Below are 18,028 nucleotides of genomic sequence, written 5' to 3' on the forward strand. Positions count from 1 at the left end.
GCCCCCTACCTGGAGCGGTCATGACCGAACAGTCGTTCGCCGCCCGCCTGCGGCAGCTCCGACACGAGCGTGGACTGTCGCTGCGCGGCCTGGCAAAGCTCACGTACCACGGGAAGTCCTACCTGCACGAGCTGGAAACCGGTGCGAAGGCACCCAGCCCGCAGGTGGCTCGCCGGCTCGACGACGCCCTGGGCGCCATGGGAGAACTCGTCGCGCTGGCCGGCACCCGCCCAGGCCTGCGCCGCCGCGAACTCGTCGCCGCCGGCCTGGCCGCAGCGCTGCCCCACTCGTTGCTCACCCACGGTCGACGCATCGGCACGGCCACCCCCGCTCGACTCCTCGAACGCACCGCACGCCTGCGCCGCCTGGACAATCATCTCGGCGGTGCCGACACCTACCACCTGTACGCGGCCGAGGTCGATGCGACCGCGCGCCTTGTCCGCGAAGGGTCCTACCGCGACGACACCGGCCGTCAACTCCTTGCCGTTCTTGCCGAGCAGGCCCAACTCGCTGGCTGGTCCGCCTTCGACGCCGGCCGTCACGATGACGCCGAGCGGCTCTACCGGCTGAGCCTCTCCGCCGCGCATGACGCGGACGACGCGGCACTCGCCGGCAACGGGCTGGCGCTTCTGGCTTATCAGCAGCTCGCTCTCACCGGCCGGGCCACCGACACCGCCACTGCGGCCTGTGAAAGGGCAGGCACAACCGCCACGCCACGGGTACGGGCGCTGCTGCACTTACGTGCCGCCTGGGCCCAGGCTCTCGCTGGTGACGATGGGGCCACCCACCGCCATCTCGATCTCGGAATCGCCTGTCTCGCCGAGCACGATGGTCACGCCGAACCCGACTGGGTGTACTGGGTCGACGCCACAGAGGGCGAGATCATGACCGGCCGTTGCTGGGCGGTGTTGCACCGGCCAGTCCGAGCAGTCCCCGCCCTTGAGCGGGCGATGCTGCGCTTCGATGACACGTACGCCAGGGACAAGGCCCTCTACCTGTCCTGGTTGGCGGACGCCTACCTCGACGCCAACGAGATCGAGCAGGCCTGCGCAACCGCCGTCCTGGCGGCACGGCTGTCCGCCGATGTCGGCTCGCCCCGGCCCGGCCAGCGGCTGGAAGCCGTCCTCAACCGGTTGTCGCCACACGCGGCGCTGCCCTGCGTCGTCGAACTCAGCGCTCTGGTCGCCGAGGCCGCTAAACGTCCACCGACCGCGCCACCCACGCCAGATAATCGGTAGAACCACGCACGATCGGCACGGCGGTCACCTGAGGGTTGCTCCACGAGTGCTCGTCGAGCAGATACCGCTCCAACTCCGGGTAGCGGGCCGCGGTGGTGAAGAACAGGATTTGCCACTCTTCGCCGACGCCCCGCTCACCGTGGTGCCAGAACACGCTCGTCACCGGCCCCACGACCTGAGCGGCGGCGGCAAGCCGGCCAGCCACCGCACCCTCGGCGAGAAGTACGCCACTATCGCGGCTGTCCGTCGCCGTGGCCACCTGGAGATAGTCGGTCATCAAGCTCACCTTACTTGCGCCGTCCGTCTCCGGACGGCGCGGACAGCAGGCGGACGCGAACCTCCTGTACCTGACCCGGCACCGATCCGAAGCTGACTGGGGAAGACAGTTCGTGGCGAGCCGAGGGAGCGCAGGTCACATGATCGACGACGCGCCGTCCGGTACGCCGGCCACGCGCCGGGGCCGGGCTCCGCCACCCGTCGGTAGACTTACCCGGCCCGTGAGCTGCCCCGATTCCCGATCACCAGGAGAGCGCAACCGTGCAGGTATCCCAGGCCCTGGACATCATGGAAGCCCTCTTTCGGGCCGCCGAGCACCCGGACATCACCGCCGTCGAGCGGTACGGCCGGGACGACCAGCCCGGCGGCCAGTCCCCGCCGGGCGTGAAGGTCGTCCACCGGTCCGGATCGACCGGGATGCTCTGGGCCGCCGTGCCGCCGCGGGAAGCCGCAGCGGTGCCGCCGCCCGACGAGATGCCGCCGCCGAGGCTGCGCGCGGCACGGGTGCTCGTGTTCGCCCACCGGCTTCTCGACGCCGCACGGCCAGAGCAGTTCGCCGGCTGGGAGCTGTGCCGTCAGCCCGGCGTCGACGTGCCGGTCGCCGCCGCGCTCCGGATCACCGCCCACGACAAATCGGTGATCTACCTTCGTGGCACGTCCGCCAGCGGAGCGGGTGCCGAGCCGGCACAGGACCCTCACCCGGACTATCTGATCCCCGAAGGAGTCCAGTCATGGCACCTCAGAGTCAGTGCTCCGTCTGCGGAGCCCGCGTCGGCGTAGCTGTCGGCAGGTCCTGCCCGTCCCACCAGGCGCAGGGCAGCCGAGGCACCTGCCCCGGCAGCGGCCGCTCCACGGTGTGAACATGGCGGCCCCGTGCTCGACGAGCGCGGGGCCGCTTCACGTCCGGGTCAGGAGGCGCCGTCGGCGCGCAGCGGCACGACGTTCGCCTGGGACGTGTCCACCAGGGACCCGAGCACGGCGCTGATCTTGTCGGCCGGCATCGGCTTGAAGAAGTGGTAGCCCCGGGCGGCCGTGCAGCCCAGCTCGGCCAAGGCGAGCCGCTGCTCGGCGGTCTCCACGCCCTCGGCGACCACCCGCAGGCCCAGTTCGTGAGCGAGCCCGACGGTGGCCCGGACGATGGCCGCCGCCTCCGGTGAGTCCGCCATCCGGATCACGAACGACCGGTCGACCTTCAGCTCGTCCACGGCGATGCGGGTCACGAACGCCAGCGACGAGAAGCCGGTGCCGAAGTCGTCCACGGCGAGCTGCACGCCCATCGACCGCAGGGTGGCCAGCACCTCGTCGATGACCTCCAGCTCGCTCATCACCACCGTCTCGGTGATCTCCAGCACCAGCCGGTGCGGCGGCACCTGGTGGCGGCGCAGCGCCTCGCCGATCTCGACGGGCAGCCGGGGGTCGAGCAGGCTGCGGGCCGACAGGTTCACCGAGATCGGCACGTCGAGGCCGGCGCGGGCCCAGTCGGCGGCCACGGTGAGCGCCTTGTCCAGCACGTACCGGGTGAACGTGCCGAGCTGCTCGCTGTTCTCCACCGGCCGGATGAAGTCGGCGGGGCCGAGCCAGCCCCGGCGCGGGTGCCGCCAGCGGATCAGCGCCTCCACGCCGGTCGGCGCGCCGGTGGCGAGGTCCACCGCCGGCTGGAGCGCCAGCACGAGCTGGTCGTCGGCGGCGAGGGCCTCCCGCAGCTCCGCGAGCAGCGCGAGCTGGTCGGTGCTCGCGGCGTCCTTCGAGCTGTCGTACGCGGCGACGCTGCCGCCGCCCTCCTTCGCCTGGTACATCGCGATGTCGGCCCGGCGCAGCAGCTCCGTCAGGTCGGCGGTGCCGGCGTCGGCCACCACCACCCCCACGGACGCCTCGATGGACATCCGCACTCCGGCCACCTCGGTCGGGGCGGCGAGCCGCTCGGCGATCTCCCGGGCCTGGCGCAGCGCGTACGCCATGGGTGCGGTCCGGCCGCCGACCACCGGGACCGACGTCAGCAGCAGGGCGAACTCGTCGCCGCCGAGCCGGCCGAGCAGGTCCCCGGAGCGGGTCAGCGCGCCGAGCCGGTTGGCGGTCAGCCGCAGCAGCTGGTCGCCGGCGGCGTGCCCGAGGGTGTCGTTGACCTCCTTGAACTGGTCGATGTCGAGCAGCAGCAGGGCGACGGGGTGGTCGTGCGCGCGCTGCCGCAGCGCCTGGTCGCCCTTGCCGAGCATGGCGGCCCGGTTGAGCAGGCCGGTCAGCGGGTCGTGCACCGCCTCGTACGACGAACGGGCGGTGACCAGGCGCAGTTCGCGGTGGGTGGCGGCGTCGTGCAGGGCGGCGGCGAGGGCGTCGGAGAACGCGGCGGCGGCGTCCTGCTCGCGGGCGTTGGGCGGCGCCGAGCGGGGGAAGCGGACCCGCAGCTCGCCGACCTGGGTGCTGCCGACGGTCAGCGGGCGGACCAGCTCGTGCGGGCCGGCGGCGGCGCCGGTGGGCGGGTCGATCTCGCGGTCGGTCACCCGGCCGCCGCTGTCGCCCCGGTAGCGTCGCCACCGGCCGTCGCCGCGCGCCACGTCCACGTCGACCAGCTCGGCGCCGAAGAGGGTCAGCGCGCCGGTGACCGCCGCCGTGGCGACGCCCCGCTCGTCGAGCTGGTTGAGCGCGGCGGTGGCCTCGGCGAAGGCCCGCCAGGTGCGCCGCTCCTGGTCGGCCCGGAGCCGGTGCCGGTAGGTCTGCTGGAGCAGCCAGAGCACCGGCGGGAATGCGAGCAGCCAGCGGGCGTCGAGTTCGAGCAGGGCGACGGCGGCCAGGCCGACGGCCACGTTCCCGACGAACATGAGCAGCTTGCCGCGCAGCGCGGCGAGCAGCGGCGGCCCCATCGGCACGCCGTGCCGCAGGGCGACGGCGACCCCGCCGAGCCAGGCGGTGGCGAGCAGGTACGTCACCGCGCCGGCCGCCAGCGCCAGCGCCAGCTCCGGGGTGGGGGCGGCGAGCAGGGGCGCGCCGAGGGTGGTGGTGACCGCGACGGCGAGGGCGGTGCCGGCGCTCAGCGAGGCGGCGATGCGGACCGTCTCCAGGGGCGGCTGGCGGTCGGCGGCCAGGGAGAGCAGCGCCCAGGCGAGCCCGGCGCCGACGAGCGTGGTGGCCGGGAGCCAGCCGGCGGGGACCAGGTGGAGCCCGACGACGAGGGCGGCCTCGCCCCAGGTGGTGCTGACCATGCCCGAGGCGGTGCGGAACCGCAGCCGGGCGAGCTGGGCGACCACGACGACGGCGACGCCGATGCCGAACCGGGCGAGCGGCGGGAGCGGGTCGTCGGGCGGCAGGTGGGTGGGGAGGGTGAGGCCGATCGCGGCGGCCACGAGGGCGGTGAGCGCCACGGCGACGGTCAGCACGAGGACCCGGTGCGGGGTGCTCCGCTCCGCCGACCGGTCGGGGTGAGCGTCGACCGGCTCCGGCGGGCCGGGGACGGCGCTGACCGGCTCCGGCGGGCCGGGGACGGCGCTGACCGGCTCCGGCGGGTCGAGCGGGTCGTCGGCCCTGGCGGAGGTCACCGACCTCCCCCGTCCACCGGTCGCCACGCCGCCGTGCGGGCGGCCGGGCGCGGCGCACGGCGGGCAGCCGGGCGGCGCGCCGCATGACGGGCAGCCCGTCGCACCGCGCAACGGGCAGCCGTCGCTGACCCGGTCATCGGTGCCCCCTCCCGCGCGGCCCGGGGACTTTTGGTCCCCCGGCGGAAGGCTAAGCCAAAGCCGGGGAGCGCAACAGGGGGCGACGGCCGGCTTCGGCGTGAATCACGCCCCGATCACCCGTTTCCGTGCTGCTGGGGGCCCTTCGGGGCGGTCGAGCGTAAGTCGTGCCCCAAGGTCCCGTCTGTCGGATCGACGACTGTGGCGTCGGCCCGCCCCGCTTCCGCGGCCGTCGGCCCGCCCCCGACGCCGTCGACCCGGCCCGCGTTCGCGGGCTCGCCGGGCGCGGGGAAGTGGTCGGGCAGGCGGCGCAGCCGGGAGTTCATGTTGCGGATGAGCAGCACGGTGGCGGTGCCCAGCAGCACGATGAGGAAGAGGCCCATCGGGCCGGCCAGGCCGCCCGTACGCGTGTCACCGAAGTTGTTCTGGGCGAGCACCTGGGCGGCGGTCAGCATGGTGTTCCTCCGGGTCGTGGCAGGCCCCCAGGGTAGCCCGGCCCCGGATCGGCGGTCACGGCCGGCTCACTGAGCCGCCCGGGCCGGGCGACCCGCGCGGCTCCGGCCGGCCCGGCCGGCTCAGCAGGCATGAGCCGTCTCGCGGACGCCGGCGAAGAGGTCGGACTCGGGCAGCGGGCTGTCCACCACCGACCGGGCGAGCTGGAAGTCCTCCGTGGGCCAGGCGTGCCGCTGGAGCTCCATCGGCACGTGGAACCAGAAGCCGTCCGGGTCGATCTGGGTGGCGTGGGCGCGCAGCGCGTCGTCGCGGACCGGGAAGTAGTCGGCGCACTCGACGCGGGTGGTGATCCGGGGGCCCTTGTCGGGCCGCTCGTCCCAGCGCTTGAGCCACTCCTCGTAGGGCGACGCGAGGCCGGCGGCGAGCATGCCCTCGTGCAGTGCCATGATCTTGCCCTTGGAGAAGCCCACGTCGTAGTAGAGCTTGAGCGGCTGCCAGGGCTCGCCGAGGTCGGGGTGGCGCTCCGGGTCGCCGGCGGCGTCGAACGCGGCGACGGTGATCTTGTGGGTCATGATGTGGTCGGGGTGCGGGTAGCCGCCCTCCTCGTCGTACGTGGTGATCACGTGCGGACGGAACTGCCGGATCAGCCGCACCAGCGGACCCGCGGCGACCTCGACGTCCTGGAGGGCGAAGCAGCCCTCGGGCAGCGGCGGCAGCGGGTCGCCCTCGGGCAGCCCCGAGTCGACGAAGCCCAGCCACGCCTGCTTCACGCCGAGGACGGCACGGGCGGCGTCCATCTCGGCGCGGCGGATCTCGGCGATGTTGGCCCACACGTCCGGCCGGTCCATCTTCGGGTTGAGCACGCTGCCGCGCTCGCCACCGGTGCACGTCACGACCAGCACGTCGACCCCCTCGGCGACATACTTCGCCATGGTCGCGGCACCCTTGCTCGACTCGTCGTCGGGGTGCGCGTGGACGGCCATGAGACGCAGCTGCTCTGCCACTTACGGCGCTCCTCGTCTGTGCCCACCGGCGCTGCCTGCCGGCGTCGCCCGCCGACCTGTCATCCTTACCTCAGCGAAGGTGACTGAGGACTCGTCCACAAGCCGGCGCCGGGCTGGAAAGATTGGACTCTGCCATTCTTGCCGATGGGGCCGACAACAACGCCAGGAGACCGCCGCCGGTGACCGAGACGCACGCCACAATCACGCCGGGTGCGCCCGTGTTCCCGCCGGGCCGCTACGGCCGGCGCAGGGAGCCGGGCCGCCGCCGGCCGGTGTTGGTCGCGCTGCTCGCGACGGCCCTGGTGGCGGCACTCGGGCTGGCGGCGTTCAGCATGTACGGCAAGTACGGCGACCCGGCCTACGACGCCCAGGTGATCACGTACACGGACATCACCGACTCCCAGGTGGTGGTCGACTTCCGGGTGACGGTCCCGGCGGGCGGCTCGGCGACCTGCGTGCTGCGGGCCCGCTCGCACGACGGGGCGGAGGTGGCCCGCGAGGAGGTCACCGTGACCGCCCGGCCGGGCGAGTCCCGGGCCGCCGCCCGGCACCGGCTGGCCACCACGGCCCGGCCTTTCATCGGTGAGGTGGTGCGCTGCCGACAGGCCGACTGAGCTGCCGAAACACCACCGCGCCACGCGCACCGCGGGTCTCGCCGCCAGCACCCGCGGTGATCGTCCGCACCCGGACGGGCACGGCACTGGTAACTTGGTAGTTCACCCGTCAGCCAGTCCGCACAACCGAGGAGATCGCCTGTGTCCAACAACGGGAACGAGGCGCCCGCCACCTGGCTGTCCCAGGACGCGCACGACCGCCTCCAGGCTGAGCTCGACGAGCTGATCGCCAACCGGCCCGTGATCGCGGCCGAGATCAACGCGCGGCGCGAGGAGGGCGACCTCCGGGAGAACGGCGGCTACCACGCCGCCCGCGAGGAGCAGGGCAAGCAGGAGGGGCGGATCCTCTACTTGAAGGAGCTGCTCCGCACCGCCAAGGTCGGCGAGGCGCCGAGCGCCGACACGGTCTCGCCCGGGATGGTCGTCACGATCTACTTCGACGACGACGCCGACGACACCGAGACCTTCCTGCTCGGCTCGCGGGAGATCTCCTCCACCACGGAGCTGACCGTCTACAGCCCCGAGTCGGCGCTGGGCAAGTCGATCCTGGGCAGCCGGCCCGGCCAGACGGTGACCTACACCGCGCCCAGCGGCGCGGACATCAAGGTGACCGTGGTCAAGTTCGAGCCGTTCACCAGCTGACCGGCCGCCGCGCCGGACAACCGTTAACAAGGGCCCCTTGTGCAGCAGAATGCGTTAACAAGGGGCCCTTCCTTGCACCGGCAGCAGCTCAGCGGTCGGCGGCGAAGACCACCTGGTAGCCGCTGGCCCGCAGGGCGCTGATCAGCGTGTCGGAGTGCTCGACGCCGCGGGTCTCCACCGACAGCGCCACCTCGACCTCGCCGAGCCGCAGGTGCGGGTTGGCCCGCTGGTGCTCCACGTCGACCACGTTCGCCCGGTGCTCGGCGATCTCGCTGAGCAGCGAGGCGAGCTGCCCGGGGCGGTCCGAGCAGCGCACGGTCACCCGCAGGTAGCGCCCGGCCGCCGCGAGCCCGTGCTCGATCACCCGCAGCATCAGCAGCGGGTCGATGTTGCCGCCGGAGAGCACCGCCACCACCGGCGTGGCGACCTGCACCGTGCCCGCCAGCAGCGCCGCCACCCCGACCGCGCCGGCCGGCTCGACGACCTGTTTGCCCCGTTCCAGCAGCATCAGCAGCGCCCGGGAGATGTCCTCCTCGGACACCGTGACGATCTCGTCGACGAGCTTGCGGACGTGGTTGAAGGTGATCTCCCCCGGGCGGCCCACCGCGATGCCGTCGGCGATGGTGCTGAACGCCGGCAGGCGTACCGGCTCGCCGGCCGCCAGCGAGGGCGGATAGGCCGCCGCGCCCGCCGCCTGCACCCCGATCAGCCGCACGTCCGGCCGCAGCGCCTTCGCCGCCACCGCCATGCCGGAGATCAGGCCACCGCCGCCGACCCCGGTGACGATCGTCCGCACGTCCGGGCACTGCTCCAGGATCTCCAGCGCCACGGTGCCCTGCCCGGCGATCACGTCCGGGTGGTCGAACGGGTGGATGAGGACCGCCCCGGTCCGCTCGGCGAAGGTCTGCGCCGCCACCAGCGACTCGTCGACGGTGTTGCCCACCAGCTCGACCTGCGCGCCGTACCCCTTGGTGGCGGCGACCTTCGGCAGCGGCGCGTTCACCGGCATGAAGACCGTGGCGTGGGTGCCGACCAGCCCGGCGGCGAGGGCCACCCCCTGCGCGTGGTTGCCGGCGCTCGCGGCCACCACGCCCCGCTCGCGCTCCGCCGCCGACAGCCGGGAGATCCGCACGTACGCCCCGCGCACCTTGTACGAGCCGGCGCGCTGCACGTTCTCGCACTTGAGCCACACCGGCCCGCCGAACGCGGCGCTCAGCGGGCGGGAGGGCTCCAGCGGGGTGGTGCGGGTGACGCCGGCGAGCAGCTCCCGCGCGGCGCGTACCTCGGCGAGGCCGACCAGTTCCGTCATGCCCCGATCGTGCCACCACCGGCGCCGCCCGACGGCGGCGACACCGCCCGCTACCTGCGGCTACGAGCCGGTCACGGCGGGCCGGCCGGTCACGCGACGGCCGGCGACCCCGTGCCGACGCGGGGGTAGCCGGGGGCGTGCCGGGCCCACGGGGCCTGCATCTCGAACTGGCCGGCGACGCCGAGCAGCAGCAGCTCCGAGCCGGGCGGCCCGACGAGTTGCACCGCCACCGGCAGGCCGTCGGGGCGGCGGCCCACCGGCACCACGATCGCGGGCAGGCCGGCGATGTTCCACGGGGCGGCGAACGGGGCGTACCGGATGCTGGCCTTCATGTTCGCCGCCCAGGACCGGCCCGACCAGCCGGCGGCCTCCGGTGGCTGGCCCGCCAGCGCCGGGGTGAGCAGCAGGTCGACCGAGTGGTCGGCGAAGAAGCCGACGGACCGCTCGCGCCAGGCGACCCGGTCGGACTCGCGGACGTACCCCCGGCGTTGCGCCCACTCCCCCAGCGCGACGTGCCGGCGGCTGCGCCGCTGGAGGGCGCGCGGGTCGAGCCCGGCGGCCCGCACGTCGGCGGCGGCCGCGGCGAACCAGGTGGCGAGGCCGGCCAGGCCGAGGCTGGTCGGGTAGACCGGGTCGGCGGGCACGGCGTCGTGGCCGGCGGCGGCGAGCAGCCGGCCGGCGGCGGCGACCGCGTCCCGGTTCGGCGCGTCCGGGGCGACGCCGCGCACCGGGGAACGCAGCGAGACGCCCACCCGCAGCCGCTGCGGCGGGACCAGCTTCTCCTGCGGGCGGCCGGCGAGCACCTGGAAGCCGACCGCCGCGTCGGCGACGGTGGACGTCAGCATGCCGTGCTCGGTGAGGCCGAACCAGTCGTCGGCGCCGAGCTGGCACGGCACCACGCCCCGGCCCGGCTTGAGCCCGACCAGCCCGCAGCAGGCCGCCGGGATGCGGATCGAACCGAGACCGTCGTTGCCGTGCGCCATCGGCACCAGCCCGGCGGCCACCGCCGCCGCCGCGCCGCCGGACGAGCCGCCGGGGGTGCGCCGCGGGTCCCACGGGTTGCGGGTGACCGCGCTGGCGTCGTCGGTGAGCGCCCACAGGCCCAGCTCGGGCATCCGGGTCACCCCGAGGATCACCGCGCCCGCGCCGCGCAGCCGCCGGACCACCTCGTGGTCGGCCTCGGCGACGGCGCTGCGTACCGCCGCCGAGCCGTGCCAGGTGGGCAGGCCGGCGACGGCGGTGTTCTCCTTGACCGCGACCGGCACCCCGGCCAGCGGGAGGTTGGCCAGTTCCTCCTGCTCGTCGACCTTCTCCGCCTCGGTGATCGCCTCGCCGCCGCGCACCGCGCGGAACGCGGCGAGGTCGGCGTCGGCCCGGGCGATGTGGTCGAGGTGGTCGGCCACGACCTGCGTGGCGGAGACGTCACCCCGGCGTACGCCGCGGGCGATCTGCTTCGCGGTCGCGCCCACCCAGGTCGGCATGAGGTCCTGCACGGCCACCCTCCCTCACCAGCGGTCAGCCCAGTGCCTGCTCCAGATCGGCGAGCAGGTCGTCGACCGTCTCGATGCCGACAGACAGTCGCACGAGATCACCGGGAACTTCAAGCGGCGAGCCGGCGGCACTTGCGTGTGTCATCCGGCCCGGGTGCTCGATCAGGGACTCCACCCCGCCGAGGGACTCGGCGAGCACGAACAGCTTCGCCCGGTTGCAGATCTCGACGGCGTGCTCCTCGCCGCCGGCCGCCCGGAACGAGATCATGCCGCCGAACCGGCGCATCTGCTTGGCGGCCACCTCGTGCCCGGGGTGCGACGGCAGGCCCGGGTAGATCACCTGGGCCACCTTCGCGTGCCCGTCGAGGTACGCGGCGATCCGCTCGGCGTTGTCGCAGTGCCGGTCCATCCGCACGCCGAGGGTCTTGATGCCGCGCAGGGTCAGCCAGGCGTCGAACGGGCCGTTGACCGCGCCCATCGCGTTCTGGTGGTAGCGCAGTTCCTCGCCGAGCGTCCGGTCGGCGGCGACCAGCGCGCCGCCGACGACGTCGGAGTGCCCGCCGACGTACTTGGTGGTGGAGTGCACCACCACGTCCGCGCCGAACGCGATCGGCTGCTGCAGGTACGGCGAGGCGAACGTGTTGTCGACCACCAGCAGCGCGCCGGCGTCGTGGGCCACGGCGGCCAGGGCGGCGATGTCGGCGATGCCGAGCAGCGGGTTGGTCGGCGTCTCCAGCCACACGATCCGGGTCGCGCCGGGCCGGATCGCGGCCCGCACGGCGTCGACGTCGGAGACCTTCGCCGGGGTGTACGCCAGCCCCCACCGCTCGGCGACCTTGGCGAACAGCCGGTACGTGCCGCCGTACGCGTCGTCGGGGATGACCACGTGGTCGCCCGGCTTGCACACGGTGCGCAGCAGGGCGTCCTCGGCGGCCAGGCCGCTGGCGAAGGCCAGCCCGACCGGGCCGCCCTCCAGCGCGGCGAGGCACTCCTGGAGGGCGTCACGGGTCGGGTTGCCGGAGCGGCTGTACTCGTAGCCCTGCCGGGGCGCGCCGACGGCGTCCTGGGCGTACGTGCTGGTCTGGTAGATCGGTGGGATCACCGCGCCGGTGCGGGCCTCCGGGTCCTGGCCGGCGTGGATCGCGAGCGTATCGAAGCCGTGGTTCATGCCGCAGACGTTAGCCGGTGGGAAGGAGGGGCCCCTTGTTAACGCCTACGGTAGAGAAGGGTTCCCCGCTCACCGCCTCCCCCCGCGAGGGCGGGGCGGGGCTAGCCTGGCCGGGTGGGCGGGTGTGTGTTCTGCGGGATCGTGACCGGCGACGTCCCGGCGTTCCGGGTCGTCGACACCCCGGAGGGGGCGGCGTTCCTCGACACCCGGCCCGTGTTCAAGGGTCACGTGCTGGTGGTGCCACGCGCCCACCTGGTCACCCTGGCCGACCTGCCGGCGGGCGACCTGCCCGGCTACTTCGGGCTGGTGCAGCGGCTCGCCGTGGCCGTCGAGGCGGGGCTGGGGGCCGGCGGCACGTTCGTGGCGATGAACAACAAGGTGTCCCAGTCGGTGCCGCACCTGCACACCCACATCGTGCCGAGGACGAAGGGCGACGGCCTGCGCGGATTCTTCTGGCCGCGCACCCGCTACGCCGACGACGCCGAGGCCGGGGCGTACGCCGCCCGGATCGCCGCCGCCCTGACCTGAGGCCCCCGCCCGCCGGGCGTCGGTTACCCGCCGCCGGGGCGGGTAAGGAACCGGGGCCCGGCGGTGTTGCACGCGGGGAGAGGTACGAGAGGAGTTCCACCGTGTTCCTTCGTCGCATGCCCGCCGAGCTGCCCACCCCCGACCGGGCCCTGCCCGGCCGCCCGATCGCGATGCCGATCGGCGACCGTCATGAGGTGCTCGGCTCCTCGCTGAAGGGGCCGTTCCCGGCCGGCTCGCAGGTCGCCGTGTTCGGGATGGGCTGTTTCTGGGGCGCCGAGCGGCTGTTCTGGACCCTGCCCGGCGTGCTCACCACCTCCGTCGGCTACGCGGGCGGGATCACCCCGAATCCGACGTACGAGGAGGTCTGCTCGGGCATGACCGGGCACACCGAGGTCGTCCAGGTCGTCTACGACCCCACCGTGATCAGCTACGAGGACCTGCTGAAGGTGTTCTGGGAGAACCACGACCCGACCCAGGGCATGCGCCAGGGCAACGACGTGGGCACCCAGTACCGGTCGGCGATCTACGCCAGCACCGACGAGCAGCTCGCCACCGCCACCGCGTCGCGGGACGCGTTCGCGCCGATCGTGGCGCGGGCCGGCAAGGGTGAGATCACCACGGAGATCGCCCGGCTCGGCGACTACTTCTTCGCTGAGGACTATCACCAGCAGTATCTCGCGCCGACGAAGAACCCGAACGGCTACTGCAACCACGGGCCGAACGGGCTGAGCTGCCCGGTGGGCGTCGCCCGCACCGCCTGAAAGGGGCAGCGTGGCCCGCACCTCCCGCGGCCCTGACCCGTTACCCTGACAGAGACGTCTAGGAGGGCACGATGGCCGGTGACATCCGCCCACGCGGATATGCCAAGCCGGTCGTCGTGCCCGATTCCCTCGATCGGCTCGACGGTCCGACCAGCGGCGTCGTCGACCTTCCCCGGCACCTCAAGTGGTCGGGAAACGCCCGCTACAACCTCGCGGACCCCGGCCGCATCCTCGACCTGTACCGCACGGTGCTCAACGAGGCCGCCGCCCCCGAGGACCTGCACACCTTCCTCGACCGTCAGACCTTGATCCGGTTGTGGCCCTCGATGTGGCTGCCTCCTTCCGTACGAGAGGCGTGGGAGGGGCGTTTCTCCGAGCTTCGGCGGACGCGCCAGGTTGCCGCCTGAGGTCATGCAGCAGCAACACGCCCTCATCGCCGAAATCGCCCTTGCTGTCGCGGGTCGTTACGGCTTTGCTCTGGCGGGCGGATACGCGGTGAGCGTTCACGGAATGGGTGCCCGACTGAGCTGGGACGTGGATCTCTTCACCGCCTGGCAGACTCGCGCCGAGTTTGCCCGTGCCGTTGACGAGGTCGTCAAGGCGCTCGACGCGCACGGCTTCGAGGTGACCGCTGTCATCCGCAACGAGACCTTCGCCCGTCTCCTTCTCGCTGATCGGTCCAGACCCGGGAGCGAGCCGGAGAAACTGGAGATGTCGGCGGACTGGCGCGCCCATCCTCCGGTCCCGTCGCCAGTCGGACCTGTCCTTCATCCGGACGACGCCGTCGCCAACAAGATGTGCGCCCTGTTCGGCCGCGCCGAGGCGCGGGACTTCCTCGATGTGGATGCAGCGCTCAGCAGTGGCCGCTACACCCGGGGGCGTCTCCTCGATCTGGCGATGAACGCCGATCCCGGGTTCGAGGTGGCGGCCTTCGTCGATGCCCTGGGCGCCTTGACGCAGATCACCGACGCGGACTTCGACTGCTACGGCATCTCTCCCGCTGAGCTGCCGGGCCTGCGGGAACGGTTTGCGCAGTGGCGGCGTGACCTCAGTCGTTCTCTGGATCAGAGATAGGCCGACAGGCGTCAGGCGGGGCGGAGCACGACGGTCCAGGTGGTCGTGGTGGTGCTGACCGCCGCGGCGGTCGCGCCGAGGCCGCCGTACGCGCCGGTGGGCACCGACGCGCCCGAGTCGGCGAGCAGCCCGGTGACCCGTCCCCCGCCGGTCTGCGAGCCGTTGCTGCGCACCTGCACGCCGGACGGCGGGGTCAGCGCGGTCGAGGTGGCGTCGCCGTGCAGCCAGTACGACACGACCCACCCGCGCTCGGCGACGACCGGGGCGGTCGGGGTGACCCGGGTGGCGGAGCTGGCCGGGTCGGCGGCGCTGGCGAACGCGGCCACCGGGGCGGCCGGGTCCGTGCCCCGGTAGGCGGCGAGCACCAGGTTCCCCTTCGACTGCTTGCCGAGGGTGACCCGCAGGGTCGTCCCGGCGTCACCGGCGGCGGCGACCTTCCACCAGGCGGTCGTGGTGGCGTAGCCGCCGTCGAGGCGCTCCAGGCGCGTCCAGCCGGTGACCCCGGTGGGCTCCCCGGTGTCGGCGTGGGTGTTCTGGCTGAGGAACAGCAGCAGGGTGTCGCCCGGCTGGACTCCGGCGGGCACGACGACGGAGTGGTTGGTGACGTTCGCGTTGGCGGTGGCCTGCCCGACGTACGAGATCAGTTCCGGCAGCGGCGCGACGGTGACGTCCCGGGTGGCGGTGCCGGTGGCCCCCCAGTCGTCGGTGACGGTGACCGCGACGCGGTAGGTGCCGGCCTGCGCGTACGTGTGGGTGGTGGCGGGGACGCTGACGGTGCCGGCGGTCGCGCCGTCGCCGAAGTCCCAGGCGTGGTCCTGGACCGCGCCGTCGGCGTCGGTGGAGCCGGCGGCGGAGAACGCGCACACCAGCCCGGAGCAGGAGGCGGCGAGGTCGGCACTCGGCGGGGTGTTGGCCGCGCCGCCGGGGCCCTTGACGAGCCGGATCCAGTCGATGTCCCCGGCGAAGTAGTCGCAGGTGACGTTCACGCCGTCGCAGGAGCTCTTGCCGCCGATCGAGAGCTGCCAGTTGTTGGCGATCGTCCCGGTGGGGCCGGTGAGCCGGCTGGTGCGGACGCCGTCGACGTACATCTCGACGTAGCTGGCGGTGCGGTTGCAGGTGACGGTGTGCCACCGCCCGTCGGAGATGGACGTGCCGGTGTAGCCGGTGCGCGTCGCCCCGTCGCCGCCCCGGAACATGCACCGGGGCTTGCCCTCGGGCGCCTCGAACTTCCAGTAGCCGCCGGCCGTGCCGCCCTGCCCCTTCTGCATGATGTTGCCGAAGGACTTCGTGGTGCGGTAGCGGATCGAGAACGAGAAGTCGCCGGCCTCGGGGTTGAAGTCGTTGCTCGCCGGCACCAGGTCGACGTGCCCCGGCACGTACTCCTTGTCGGCGGGGTTGTGGTAGGCGAAGCGGTGGGCGGTGGCGCCGTCGTAGCGCGTCCCGGCCACCACCTCGTCGCCGACGCGGCCGTGCCGGCCGTTGCCGCTGCTGTCGGTGAGCACGGTGCCGCCGGCCGGCTCGTCCATGCTCCAGAAGGCCACGGTGCGGGTGGCGACGGCCTGCGCCGGGGAGACCCCGGCCAGCACCCCGGCCGCCGCGACCACCGCCGCCAGCGCCAGCCGGCCGACGGTACGCACGCCGCGTCCGGTCCGCACGCCTGTCCGTCGCGTCGCGCGCATGGTCATCGCCTCCTCGTGGGCCCGACCTCACCCTGGCACGACGTCGTTCGGCGCTGAATGCCCCGTCCGGGGGACAACGGGTCACCGGCGGCGGGCGGGGCGCGGCCGTCCGGCCGGGTACGGTCGGCCGTGGGCCTGGCGGCGGCGCACCGATGCGGGGTTTCTCACAACCGGCCGGGCAGGTCGGGCGGGCAGGTGAGCACGGCGGCGGCGGGTCCGCGCGGCGGCGTCGACGGCGGCGGCCCGCCGGGGCGTGACGGCGCGCATCTTAGCAAGCACGTAACGCCGACGACATCATCTCAACAGGCGAGCGGGCCTCACCTCTGGCAGCATTGTCTGGCATGTGCGGACTGGCTGGGGAGTTCCGCCGTGACGGCTCGCGGGCCGACGTCGCGGCGGTGGAACGCATGGCGGCCACGATGAGCGACCGGGGGCCCGACGACAGCGGCGTGTGGTCCCAGGGGGCGACCGCTCTCGGCCACCGCCGCCTCAAGATCATCGACCTGTCGGCGGCGAGCGGGCAGCCGCTGGTCGACCCGGCGTCGGGGCTGACGGGCGTCTTCAACGGCTGCGTCTACAACTACCGCGAGCTGCGCGAGGAGTTGCAGGCCAGGGGGCACCGCTTCTTCTCCTCCGGCGACAGCGAGGTGGTCGTCAAGGCGTACGCCGAGTGGGGGCTCGACTTCGTCGACCACCTGGTCGGGATGTTCGCCGTGGCGATCAGCGAGCGGGACACCGGCCGCCTCGTGCTGGCCCGCGACCGGCTCGGCATCAAGCCGCTCTACGTGGCCGAGTCCCCGGGCGTGGTGCGCTTCGCCAGCACCCTGCCCGCGCTGCTGGCCGGCGGCGGCGTCGACACCGCCATCGACCCGGTGGCGCTGGCCCACTACCTGAGCTTCCACAGCATCGTGCCGCCGCCGCGCACCATCCTGCGCGGGGTCGCCAAGCTGCCCCCGGCCACCGTCCGGGTCTACGAGGCCGACGGCACCACCCACGAGCGGGTCTACTGGGACCCGGCGTTCACCCGGCGCGCGGAGCGGGCCGGGTGGTCCGCCCGCGACTGGGAGGACGCCCTGCTGGAGTCGCTGACCACGGCGGTGCGCCGCCGGATGGTCGCCGACGTGCCGGTCGGCGTGCTGCTCTCCGGCGGGCTGGACTCCAGCCTGGTCGTCGCCCTGCTCGCCGAGCAGGGCCAGCGCGGGCTGGCCACGTTCTCCATCGGCTTCGACGCCGTCGGCGGCCGCTCCGGCGACGAGTTCGTCTACTCCGACATCGTGGCGAAGACCTTCGACACCGACCACCACCAGATCCGGGTGGCCGCCCGCGACCTGCTGCCCCCGCTGGAGGCGGCGGTGGCGGCGATGAGCGAGCCGATGGTCAGCCACGACTGCGTGGCGTTCTGGCTGCTCAGCCAAGAGGTGTCCCGGCACGTCAAGGTGGTCCAGTCCGGCCAGGGCGCGGACGAGATCCTGGGCGGCTACCACTGGTACCCGCCGCTGGCCGGCGTCGACCGGGAGCAGGCCGTCGAGACGTACGCGAAGGCGTTCCTCGACCGGGACGCGGCCGGGCTGGCCCGGGTGCTGGACCCGGCGTGGCTGGCCGACGGCGACCCGGCGCGGGAGTTCGTGGCCGCCCACCTGGCCCGGCCCGGCGCGCAGACCGCCGTCGACGCGGGCCTGCGGATCGACACCCAGATCATGCTGACCGACGACCCGGTGAAGCGGGTCGACAACATGACCATGGCGCACGGGCTGGAGGCCCGGGTGCCGTTCCTCGACCACGAGTTCGTGGAGCTCGCCGCGACCTGCCCGCCGGAGCTGAAGCTGGCCCAGGGCGGCAAGGGCGTGCTGAAGGAGATCGGCCGCCGGGTCCTGCCGCACGAGGTCATCGACCGGCCGAAGGGTTACTTCCCCGTGCCGGGCCTCACCCACCTGGAGGGCAAGCTCCTCGACCGGGTACGCGACGCGCTGCACGCGCCCGCCGCCCGCCACCGCAACCTGTTCCGCACCGAGTACGTCGACGCGCTGCTGGCCGAACCGAACGCCGAACTCACCCCGTTGAACGGAAACAAGCTGTGGCAGCTAGGACTCCTGGAAATGTGGCTCCAGAGCCACGGAATCGACTGAC

17 protein-coding genes are annotated in these 18,028 nt (G+C 73.5%); 9 read left to right on the forward strand and 8 right to left on the reverse strand.

Annotated elements, in window-relative coordinates:
- The first annotated feature begins 20 nt into the window (after positions 1 to 20).
- Complete coding sequence (locus HDA31_RS24255; RefSeq protein ID WP_178063438.1) at positions 21 to 1,238, forward strand: helix-turn-helix domain-containing protein; 1,218 nt, start codon at positions 21 to 23, stop codon at positions 1,236 to 1,238.
- Here the strand turns inward: HDA31_RS24255 and cutA are convergent.
- Positions 1,195 to 1,515 carry a divalent-cation tolerance protein CutA gene (cutA, locus tag HDA31_RS24260; protein WP_178063437.1) on the reverse strand — a complete coding sequence of 107 codons (321 nt, stop codon included), beginning with the start codon at positions 1,513 to 1,515 and terminating at the stop codon, positions 1,195 to 1,197. The genes HDA31_RS24255 and cutA overlap by 44 nt on opposite strands.
- A 260-nt stretch (positions 1,516 to 1,775) precedes the next feature.
- Between cutA and HDA31_RS24265 the strand changes: the two genes are divergently transcribed.
- A complete protein-coding gene (locus HDA31_RS24265; protein WP_178063436.1) occupies positions 1,776 to 2,294 on the forward strand; it encodes a hypothetical protein in 519 nt (172 codons plus the stop codon).
- Positions 2,295 to 2,422: 128 nt separating this feature from the next.
- Here the strand turns inward: HDA31_RS24265 and HDA31_RS24270 are convergent, their stop codons facing one another.
- From HDA31_RS24270 to mca, 3 genes are all read right to left on the reverse strand, one after another.
- Complete coding sequence (locus tag HDA31_RS24270) at positions 2,423 to 4,885, reverse strand: putative bifunctional diguanylate cyclase/phosphodiesterase (RefSeq protein WP_376701465.1); 2,463 nt, start codon at positions 4,883 to 4,885, stop codon at positions 2,423 to 2,425.
- Between the two features lie 410 nt (positions 4,886 to 5,295).
- Complete coding sequence (locus tag HDA31_RS24275) at positions 5,296 to 5,634, reverse strand: hypothetical protein (RefSeq protein ID WP_178063435.1); 339 nt, start codon at positions 5,632 to 5,634, stop codon at positions 5,296 to 5,298.
- A gap of 120 nt (positions 5,635 to 5,754) precedes the next feature.
- Complete coding sequence (mca, locus tag HDA31_RS24280; RefSeq protein WP_074476633.1) at positions 5,755 to 6,636, reverse strand: mycothiol conjugate amidase Mca; 882 nt, start codon at positions 6,634 to 6,636, stop codon at positions 5,755 to 5,757.
- A 179-nt stretch (positions 6,637 to 6,815) separates the two neighbouring features.
- Between mca and HDA31_RS24285 the strand changes: the two genes are divergently transcribed.
- Both HDA31_RS24285 and greA read left to right on the forward strand, forming a co-directional pair.
- Positions 6,816 to 7,250: a DUF4307 domain-containing protein gene (locus HDA31_RS24285; RefSeq protein ID WP_178063434.1), complete on the forward strand. Its 435-nt coding sequence runs from the start codon at positions 6,816 to 6,818 to the stop codon at positions 7,248 to 7,250.
- Between the two features lie 141 nt (positions 7,251 to 7,391).
- A complete protein-coding gene (gene greA / locus HDA31_RS24290; RefSeq protein ID WP_178063433.1) occupies positions 7,392 to 7,892 on the forward strand; it encodes a transcription elongation factor GreA in 501 nt (166 codons plus the stop codon).
- Positions 7,893 to 7,980: 88 nt separating this feature from the next.
- Here greA and ilvA read toward each other — a convergent pair whose 3' ends face one another.
- The 3 genes from ilvA to HDA31_RS24305 all read right to left on the reverse strand — a co-directional run bounded on the left by ilvA (position 7,981) and on the right by HDA31_RS24305 (position 11,859).
- Positions 7,981 to 9,201 (reverse strand): threonine ammonia-lyase, encoded by a 1,221-nt coding sequence (gene ilvA, locus HDA31_RS24295; protein WP_178063432.1) that lies wholly within the window; start codon positions 9,199 to 9,201, stop codon positions 7,981 to 7,983.
- 89 nt (positions 9,202 to 9,290) lie between these two features.
- Positions 9,291 to 10,700, reverse strand: a complete 1,410-nt coding sequence (locus HDA31_RS24300; RefSeq protein WP_178063431.1) for an amidase — start codon at positions 10,698 to 10,700, stop codon at positions 9,291 to 9,293.
- Between the two features lie 16 nt (positions 10,701 to 10,716).
- On the reverse strand, positions 10,717 to 11,859 hold the full coding sequence (locus tag HDA31_RS24305; protein ID WP_178063430.1) for a cystathionine gamma-synthase: 1,143 nt from the start codon (positions 11,857 to 11,859) through the stop codon (positions 10,717 to 10,719).
- 114 nt (positions 11,860 to 11,973) lie between these two features.
- Between HDA31_RS24305 and HDA31_RS24310 the strand changes: the two genes are divergently transcribed.
- From HDA31_RS24310 to HDA31_RS24325, 4 genes are all read left to right on the forward strand, one after another.
- Entirely contained in the window at positions 11,974 to 12,387 is a 414-nt protein-coding gene (locus HDA31_RS24310) for an HIT family protein (protein WP_178063429.1), read from the forward strand.
- A 101-nt stretch (positions 12,388 to 12,488) separates the two neighbouring features.
- On the forward strand, positions 12,489 to 13,148 hold the full coding sequence (gene msrA, locus HDA31_RS24315; protein WP_178063428.1) for a peptide-methionine (S)-S-oxide reductase MsrA: 660 nt from the start codon (positions 12,489 to 12,491) through the stop codon (positions 13,146 to 13,148).
- A 71-nt stretch (positions 13,149 to 13,219) separates the two neighbouring features.
- Entirely contained in the window at positions 13,220 to 13,555 is a 336-nt protein-coding gene (locus HDA31_RS24320) for a hypothetical protein (protein WP_178063427.1), read from the forward strand.
- 4 nt (positions 13,556 to 13,559) lie between these two features.
- Positions 13,560 to 14,222, forward strand: a complete 663-nt coding sequence (locus tag HDA31_RS24325) for a nucleotidyl transferase AbiEii/AbiGii toxin family protein (protein WP_178063426.1) — start codon at positions 13,560 to 13,562, stop codon at positions 14,220 to 14,222.
- 11 nt (positions 14,223 to 14,233) lie between these two features.
- Here HDA31_RS24325 and HDA31_RS24330 read toward each other — a convergent pair whose 3' ends face one another.
- Complete coding sequence (locus HDA31_RS24330) at positions 14,234 to 15,877, reverse strand: PKD domain-containing protein (protein WP_246384411.1); 1,644 nt, start codon at positions 15,875 to 15,877, stop codon at positions 14,234 to 14,236.
- Positions 15,878 to 16,242: 365 nt separating this feature from the next.
- Between HDA31_RS24330 and HDA31_RS24335 the strand changes: the two genes are divergently transcribed.
- On the forward strand, positions 16,243 to 18,027 hold the full coding sequence (locus tag HDA31_RS24335) for an N-acetylglutaminylglutamine amidotransferase (protein WP_178063424.1): 1,785 nt from the start codon (positions 16,243 to 16,245) through the stop codon (positions 18,025 to 18,027).
- Position 18,028 lies beyond the last annotated feature (1 nt).

It is taken from the genome of Micromonospora carbonacea (assembly GCF_014205165.1).
In the GTDB taxonomy this organism is placed as follows: domain Bacteria; phylum Actinomycetota; class Actinomycetes; order Mycobacteriales; family Micromonosporaceae; genus Micromonospora; species Micromonospora carbonacea.